Origin of the sequence: Streptomyces sp. NPDC060198 (genome assembly GCF_042728415.1) — a bacterium.
Lineage (GTDB): Bacteria > Actinomycetota > Actinomycetes > Streptomycetales > Streptomycetaceae > Streptomyces.
Map to the genome: position 1 here is coordinate 1 of NZ_JBHWZJ010000323.1, position 7,903 is coordinate 7,903.

Consider the following 7,903-nt stretch of genomic DNA (forward strand, 5'->3'; position numbering starts at 1 on the left):
GTTCCGGAGGGCTCCGCACCGGATGCCGGAGAACATCCCGGAATCCCACCCGCCCCTGAGCCCCTCCCGGGCGGTGAAGGTGGCGATCCCCGCCATCTACATCGAGGCCCCGCTCGTCGGCCTGCGCCTCGACGCCAAGGGCCGGCTCGGTGCCCCGCCGGTCAACCGGCCCAAGGTGGCGGGCTGGTACCAGGACGGGCCGTCCCCGGGAGAGGCCGGCACGGCGCTGATCGTCGGCCACCGTGACACCGAGACGGGCCCGGCCATCTTCCTGAACCTGAACGCGCTGCGCAGAGGTGATGCCGTCAGGGTCGTGCGGGCGGACCGGCGGACCGCCGTCTTCACCGTCGACACGGTCAAGACCTACCGCAAAAGCGAGTTTCCCGATGAAAAGGTGTACGGAACGACCAACCGGCCGGAACTGCGGCTGCTGACCTGCGGCGGACGTTTCGACAAGAAGACCGGCTACTCCGCCAACGTCGTCGTCTTCGCCCACCTCACCTCGCTCACGAAGACCGCCTGAAGAGATCCACGGGTTCCCACGACGGGCCGCACGCCTCGCGCGCGGCCCGTCGGGCGCGTTCCGGGCGGAGCCAGGAGGGCTGCAGGACCCGGGCGATGGGCAGACCGGGTGGGTGCGGATAGGGTCGAGCGGCACGAGTGCTTGTTCGACAGTGAAGGATGCAGGGTGACGGACGGGGCAGCAGCAGAGATGGCGACCGCGCGGGTCCTTGTCGCGGCGGACAAGTTCAAGGGGTCCCTCACCGCGGCGCAGGTCGCGGAACGGGTGACCACCGGACTGCGACGCGTCGTCCCCGGACTGCGTGTGGAGACGCTGCCCGTGGCGGACGGCGGTGACGGCACGGTCGCCGCCGCCCTCGCCGCCGGATTCGAGCGCAGGGAAGCCCGGGTGACGGGACCGCTCGGCGAGCCTGTGGACGCCGCGTACGCGCTGCGCGCCACCACGGCCGTGGTGGAGATGGCGGAAGCCTCCGGGCTCCAGCACCTGCCGCGGGGCGTCTTCGCCCCCCTCACCGCGACCACGTACGGCTCCGGCGAGCTGCTGCGGGCCGCACTCGACGACGGCGCCCGGACCATCGTCTTCGGTGTGGGCGGCAGTGCGACCACGGACGGCGGCGCGGGCATGCTCACCGCGCTGGGGGCCCGGTTCCTGGACGAGGACGGTCGACCGGTCGGCCCCGGCGGCGGCGGACTCGCCCGCATCGCCGGGGCGGACCTCTCCGGACTCGATCCGCGCCTCGCCTCCGTGGACCTCGTCCTCGCCAGCGACGTCGACAACCCGCTGACCGGCCCGAAGGGCGCGCCCGCGGTGTACGGACGTCAGAAGGGGGCCACCGACGAGGACATCGCGGTCCTGGACGCCGCGCTCTCCCGCTACGCGGCCGTACTCGGCCCGGAGCGGGCGGCGCTGCCCGGCGCCGGGGCGGCGGGCGGCATCGGCTACGGCGCGCTGGTGGGGCTGGGAGCCAGGTTCCGTCCGGGGATCGAGGTGATGCTGGACGTACTGGGGTTCGCCCCCGCGCTCGCCCGTGCCACCCTGGTCATCACCGGCGAGGGATCGCTGGACGAGCAGACCCTGCACGGAAAGGCCCCGGCCGGTGTCGCGGCCGCGGCCCGTGCGGCCGGTATCCAGGTCGTCGCGGTGTGCGGCCGACTTGCCCTCGGACCCGAGGAGTTGGAGAAGGCGGGCATCGCGCGCGCCTATGCCCTCGCGGAGCTGGAACCCGACCCCGCCGTCTCCATGGCCCAGGCCGGGCCCCTGCTCGAACGGGCGGCGGAGGCCATCGCCCGCGACTGGCTCGGCTGACCGGCGCCGCACCTCACGGTCTGGCGCCCACCGACCCGTTCACCGCCGCGGGGGCGCCAGCCGGAGCGCGTCCAACGCCAGGGTGAGTTCGACCAGTTCGCGCGGCCAGGACAGCGACCGCGCGGTCAGCCGTTCCAGCCGGCGCAGCCGGTTGAGCACCGTGTTGCGGTGGCAGTACAGCCGGACCGCCGCCCGCCCGGCGGACCCTCCGCACTCCAGCCAGGCGTCCAACGTTCCTACCAGTAGGTCGCGTTCGGCCTCGGGGAGGGCCAGCAGCGGACCCAGTACGCTCATGACCAGGCGGTCCGCCAGCTCCGGCTGACTCACGACCAGTGCTGCGGGCAGGCACTGCTCCAGTGCCACGACCGTGTCCCCGTCCGCCGGACAGGTCAGCAGCGCCACCTCGGCCAGCCGTCGGCCCGTGGGCAGTTCGGCCAGGCTCCCGACGGCGGGGCCGACGCCGCCCCGCCCGACGCGCATGTCGTTCAACCTCCGCGCCAAGCCCGCGGGTTCGCCGTCTCCCAGGGCCGCGACGGCGAAGTCGCGCTCGGGCCCGGGGTGCCAAAGGAGGCGGTCCGGGCCCGTACCCCAGTCGCCGCCGGCTCCGGCCGGCAACGCCACGACGGCGTACCGCCCCTCCTCCGGCAGGTCCAGGACGGCAGCCGCCCGCCCGGCCAGCTCCTGCGTCACGGGCCCTGCCAGCAGGGCGCCGAGCAACGCCCGGGCCCCCTCGTCCCCGCACCTCTGCATCGGCTCCCCCTTCCCCGCGAGCCGGCAGGCCGCGCGCCGTGGCGAGGATGACACCGGCCCCGCCCCTCCCGGGCCGGAGAGCCCCGCCTCTGTGCACGCGCACAACGCGGCGCCTTCCTCACTGGTCGTCCGCATCGAGTCCGCCGCACGCCGTGGACGCGCGGCGGGCACCGGTGCTGATCTGTGGACCCCGGGGAACGGGGTGCGCCGCACCGCGGCCACCCGGCCGGGGCGCCTCGGCGCCGGCCCCGTACGGGCCGGCCGGCCGGCAAGGCGGCACGCCCCGATCGCGACGGATCCGGCCGGACACGGCATCGGCCGGGCCGTACGGCGGCCCGGGGTCACCACGACGAACAGGCGGAAGGAGGAGGACGCATGGCAACACTGGAGATCCGCTCGCTGTCCGTCGGCTACGGCCCGGTACGGGCCCTGCGGGACGTCTCGGTCGACGTGCCGGCCGGCACCATCACCGCCGTGCTCGGCGGCAACGGCGCGGGCAAGACCACGCTGCTGCGGGCCGTCTCGCGGACCCTCGGCTTCCACCGCGGAAGCGGCACCGGCACGATCCACTTCGACGGTCGCCCCCTGGACGGGCTGCGCCCCGCACAGGTGGTCGCCGCGGGGGTGGTCCAAGTACCCGAAGGGCGACAGGTGTTCGCCCGGATGACGGTGGCCGACAATCTGCGGGCCGGAGCTCTCGGAGCCCGCGGCGGACGCAAGGAGGTGGCAGCGGCACTGGCCCGCGTCCACGAGCTGTTCCCGGTGCTCGCCCAGCGCGCCCACCAGCGGGCCGGACTGCTCTCGGGCGGCGAACAGCAGATGCTGGCGATGGGGCGGGCCCTGATGGCCGGCCCGCGCCTGCTGCTGCTGGACGAGCCCTCCCTCGGCCTCGCCCCGCTGATGGCGGCGAAGATCGCCGAGACCGTCCAGGAGATCAACGCGGGCGGCACCTCCGTCATGCTGGTCGAGCAGAACGCGGCCATCGCTCTGCGCCTCGCCTCCACCGCGTACGTCCTCGACGTCGGCGAGGTCGCCCTCGGCGGACCGGCCGGTGAACTCGCCGCCTCCGACGAGGTGCGCCGTCGCTACCTCGGCGTCGTGGACGAGACGGCGGCCGAGGACGCCGGTGCGGCGGCCACCGCCTCCCGCACCTTGCGCAGGTGGTCGGCGTGACCACCACACCCCTCCCCGCCGTCACTCCACCGGGTACCACCTCGCCCGCCCCGCTCACCGTCCGTGACGTGACGGTCAGGTTCGCCGGGCTGACCGCCCTCGACGCGGTCTCCTTCACCGTCGAACCCGGCAGCGTGCACGCAGTCATCGGCCCCAACGGGGCAGGGAAGTCAACGACGTTCAACGTCCTCTCCGGCGTCTACCGGGCCACCTCCGGCACCGTGCACCTCGGCACCACCGAACTCACCGGCCTCCCCGCGCACCGGATCGCCGCCCTCGGCGTCGCACGCACCTTCCAGAACCTCGCTCTCCCCCCGCACGCCACCGTCGCCGAGAGCCTGCTGCTGGGGCGGCACCGGCTGATGCGCTCCGGATTCCTCGCGGCCGGACTCCGGCTGCCGTCCGCCGCCCGGGAGGAGCGCCGCCACCTCGACCGGGTCCGAGAGATCGCCGAATTCATCGGTATCGAAGCTGAGTTGGACCGACCGGCGGGCGATCTGCCGTACGGAGCGCAGAAGCTGGTCGAACTCGGCCGGGCGCTCTGCATGGAGCCCGAAGTGCTGCTCCTGGACGAACCCGTCGCGGGTATGACCGCCGACGAACGCCGACGAACGGCCGCCGTGGTGGCCGGAGTCCGCGACAGCCTGGGCATCTCCATCGTGCTCGTCGAACACGACATGGGCGTGGTGATGCGGCTCGCGGACGCGGTGACCGTACTCGACTTCGGACGCAGGATCGCCGACGGCACCCCCGCCGAGGTCCAGAACGACCCGGCCGTCGTCCGTGCCTACCTGGGAGAAGAACAGGAATGACCACCTTCATCGAACTCCTCCTGGGCGGCCTCTCCATCGGATCGGTCTACGCCCTCATCGCCCTCGGATTCGTCGTCATCTTCAAGGCCACCGAGGTCGTCAACTTCGCCCACGCCTCCCTGCTGCTCGCCGGCGGATACGTGACGGCGGTACTCCACGACGACATCGGCTTCTGGCCCGCGCTCGCCGCGGGCATCGCGGGCGCGGCCGTCGTCGGAGCCGCCGTCGAGTTCCTCGTCATGCGCCGCTACCGGGGCAGTGACCACAGCGTGCTGGCCATCGTCACCATCGGCGTGGACATCCTCCTCACCACCGAACTCACCCGGCGCATGGGCACGGACGTACTGCCGCTCGGCGACCCCTGGGGGAGCGGAGTCGTCACCGTCGGCGGGGTCACCCTCGCGCAGACCCGGATCGCCGCCTTCGTCGCCGCCGCGCTGCTCATCACCGTGTTCCTGCTCGCGTTCCGCTTCACCTCCTGGGGCGTCTCGATGCGAGCAGCAGCGGAGAACCCGCAGACCGCCGCCCTCATGGGCATCAGGCTCGGCAGGGTCTCGCTCTCCGCCTGGGCGGTGGCCGGGGCGCTCGCCGCCGTCGCCGCCCTCTTCCTCACCGTGTTCCCCACCCCCGGACTCGAACGGGCCACCTCGCTCGCCGCTCTCAAGGCGTTCCCCGCGGCGATCCTCGGCGGCCTCGACTCGACCACCGGAGCCCTCGCCGGCGGACTCCTCGTCGGCGTCACCGAGTCCTTCGCCACGGGCTACCAGAGCGATCTCTCCTTCCTCGGAAGGGGAATCGGCGATCTCGCGCCCTACCTGGTGATGCTGATCGTCCTGCTGATCAGGCCCGCCGGACTCTTCGGCACGAAGGAGCTGGCCCGTGTCTGAGACCACGCCGGACGCCGCGCGCGACCAAGCACCCGTCCCGCTCGCCCCACCCGCCGCGCCGGGCGCGAAGACCCCTCCGGCCGGCGCCCGCCTCGAAGGCCTCCGCGGCCCGCGCCCGTACCTCTGGCTGGCCGGATCGCTGCTGCTCCTGGCGTTCCCCTTCTACCTGGACCGCTTCTGGCTCCAGGCCGGACTGTTCGCCATGGCCGCCGCGATCGGGGCGATCGGGATCAACCTCCTGACCGGGTCGACCGGCCAACTCTCCATGGGGCACGCCTTCTTCCTCGCCGTCGGCGCGTACGGATACTCCGTCCTGGCGGGGGAGCCGAGCGACGAGAACGGCCACAGCCTGACCGGACTCGGCCTGCCGACCTGGCTCGCGGCGATCCTGGCCGTGGCCCTGGCCGGGCTGGCGGGCGGGATCTTCAGCCCGATCGCGGGCCGGCTGCGCGGCGCCTACCTCGGCATCGCCACCCTGGCCCTCATCTTCATCGGCCAGCACGTGCTGTTCAACGCGGGCTCGCTGACCGGCGGTTTCAACGGCCGTGCCGTGCCCCCGCTGTCGGTGTTCGGGTTCACCTTCGACGACTCCGAACTCGTCGTCGCCGCCGTGCCGTTCGAGTCCTCCGAGAAACTCTGGTACCTGGCCCTCGCCGCCCTCCTGTTCAGCGGCCTGTTCGCCCGCGGTGTGCTGCGCGGCAGGCCGGGCCGTGCGCTCAACGCCATCCGGGACCACCGGATCGCCGCAGGGGTGATGGGTGTCCCGGTGGCCCGGTACCGCGCCGGGGTCTTCGTCCTCTCGTCGATGTACGCGGGCCTCGCGGGGGTTCTGCTCGCCCTGGTCTTCCAGCGGACCGTCCCCGAGTACTTCGGCATGGTCCTCTCGCTCGAGTACCTCGCCATGATCGTCATCGGCGGTCTCGGCACGGTCGCCGGCGCGGTGGTCGGCGCCGCCTTCGTCTCCCTGCTCCCGCAGGTGCTCACCCACTACAGCGAGTCCCTCCCGCTGGTCTCCGCCCCCGGTACGGGCGGAATCGCACCCGGCGAGGCGTCCCGCTATCTCTACGGCGCCGCGGTCGTCGCGGTGGTCCTGTTCATGCCCGGTGGCCTTACGCGTCCGAAGAAATCAGGGGAGAAGAAATGAGAAAGCGTGTTCTCGGAGCCGTCGTCGCGGCTCTCGCCCTCACCCTCGTGGGGTGCAGCGGAAAAACCACCGAGGGGAAGGACACCGAGGCGGACAAGGGCGGCATCAAAACCGGCCAGGGCGTCACCGACTCGGCCATCACCCTCGGCTCGCTGACCGACATGACCGGGGTGTACGCCTCGCTCGGCAAGAGCGTCACCCAGGCCCAGCAGCTCTGGGTGAAGCAGACCAACGCCGCCGGCGGCATCTGCGACCGCAAGATCGAGCTGACCGTGCGCGACCACGGCTACGACCCGCAGAAGGCGATCGCGGCGTACACCGAGCTCGAACCCGAGGTCCTGGGCTTCACCCAGTTCATCGGCTCCCCGTTCGTCGCCGCCGTCGAGCAGCGCGTCGACGGCCAGGACCACGGGCTGGTGCTGCCGCAGGCATGGTCGGCCAACCTGCTCGGCTCCCCGTACGTCCGCGTCATCGGCGCCACGTACGACGTCGAGACGATCAACCTGATCGACTACCTGCTCACCGAGAAGCGCATCGCCAAGGGCGACAAGATCGGCCAGGTGTACTTCGAGGGCGACTACGGCGAGAACGCGCTCGCCGGTGCGAAGTACGCGGCCGAACAGTCCGGCCTCACCGTCGTCGAGCAGAAGATCAAGCCCACCGACAACGACATGACGGCGCAGGTCTCCGCGCTCAAGCAGGCCGGCGTCAAGGCGATCATCGTCAGCGCGGGCCCCCGCCAGGCCGCCTCGCTCGTCGGAGTCGCCGCCGCGACCGGCTTCAAGGTCCCCGTCGTCGGCAACAACTCCGCCTTCGCACCGCAGCTGCTCGCGACCCCCGCCGGCCCCGCGCTGCTGGGCGACTACTACGTCGCCGCCTCCACCCTTCCCATCGGCGATCCGGGTGCGGGACCGTCGAAACTGGCGAAGGAGTACGCCGCCGAGTACCCGAAGGACGGCCTCGACAACGGCGTCGTCGCCGGGTGGACCGCCGCCTCCGTCTACGGCGAGGCGCTGAAGAAGGCCTGCGAGGCCAAAAACCTCACCCGCGAGGGCGTCGACGAGGCACTGCTCACCATCAAGGGGTACGGCGCCGACTTCGGTATGTCCCACGACTTCAGCGACCCGAAGGCGCCCTCCACCCGGCAGAGCGTCATCATGAAGCCCGACACGAAGGCCCCGGGCGGCCTGAAGGTGATCCGCCCGGCTGCGGTATCGCCGGCGGCGGAGTCGTACACCCTGAAGTAACCCACCCGCACGACGAAGTCCGCGGCCCCCGGCCCGGCGCACGGCACAGGGCCGTGTGCGGG

The 7,903-nt window shown here is 72.5% G+C and carries 8 protein-coding genes; 7 read left to right on the forward strand and 1 reads right to left on the reverse strand.

All coding sequences use genetic code 11. The annotated features are described in order from the left end of the window. Positions 1-523, forward strand: a 523-nt coding sequence (locus ACFWEP_RS27890; protein WP_387374009.1) for a class F sortase, incomplete at its 5' end; no start/stop codon positions are given. Between the two features lie 189 nt (positions 524-712). Continuing rightward, positions 713-1,828, forward strand: a complete 1,116-nt coding sequence (locus ACFWEP_RS27895; protein ID WP_387374021.1) for a glycerate kinase — start codon at positions 713-715, stop codon at positions 1,826-1,828. Positions 1,829-1,867: 39 nt separating this feature from the next. On the opposite strand, the gene ACFWEP_RS27900 is transcribed toward ACFWEP_RS27895, so the two are convergent. Continuing rightward, entirely contained in the window at positions 1,868-2,578 is a 711-nt protein-coding gene (locus tag ACFWEP_RS27900; protein ID WP_387374011.1) for a helix-turn-helix domain-containing protein, read from the reverse strand. Between the two features lie 375 nt (positions 2,579-2,953). On the opposite strand from ACFWEP_RS27900, the gene ACFWEP_RS27905 reads away from it, so the two are divergent. Genes ACFWEP_RS27905 through ACFWEP_RS27925 form a run of 5 tightly spaced genes read left to right on the forward strand, consistent with a single transcriptional unit; the run spans position 2,954 to position 7,841 of the window. Then, positions 2,954-3,751 carry an ABC transporter ATP-binding protein gene (locus ACFWEP_RS27905; RefSeq protein WP_328718391.1) on the forward strand — a complete coding sequence of 266 codons (798 nt, stop codon included), beginning with the start codon at positions 2,954-2,956 and terminating at the stop codon, positions 3,749-3,751. Then, the gene (locus tag ACFWEP_RS27910; protein WP_387374013.1) at positions 3,739-4,563 is read left to right on the forward strand and encodes an ABC transporter ATP-binding protein; all 825 of its coding nucleotides are present in this window, start codon (positions 3,739-3,741) and stop codon (positions 4,561-4,563) included. The genes ACFWEP_RS27905 and ACFWEP_RS27910 overlap by 13 nt, the downstream gene beginning before the upstream one ends. Further along, on the forward strand, positions 4,560-5,450 hold the full coding sequence (locus ACFWEP_RS27915; protein WP_387374015.1) for a branched-chain amino acid ABC transporter permease: 891 nt from the start codon (positions 4,560-4,562) through the stop codon (positions 5,448-5,450). Before ACFWEP_RS27910 ends, ACFWEP_RS27915 begins: the two co-directional genes overlap by 4 nt. Beyond that, positions 5,443-6,594, forward strand: a complete 1,152-nt coding sequence (locus ACFWEP_RS27920) for a branched-chain amino acid ABC transporter permease (RefSeq protein WP_387374017.1) — start codon at positions 5,443-5,445, stop codon at positions 6,592-6,594. The genes ACFWEP_RS27915 and ACFWEP_RS27920 overlap by 8 nt, the downstream gene beginning before the upstream one ends. Continuing rightward, positions 6,591-7,841: an ABC transporter substrate-binding protein gene (locus tag ACFWEP_RS27925; RefSeq protein WP_387374019.1), complete on the forward strand. Its 1,251-nt coding sequence runs from the start codon at positions 6,591-6,593 to the stop codon at positions 7,839-7,841. The genes ACFWEP_RS27920 and ACFWEP_RS27925 overlap by 4 nt, the downstream gene beginning before the upstream one ends. The last annotated feature ends 62 nt before the right edge of the window (positions 7,842-7,903 follow it).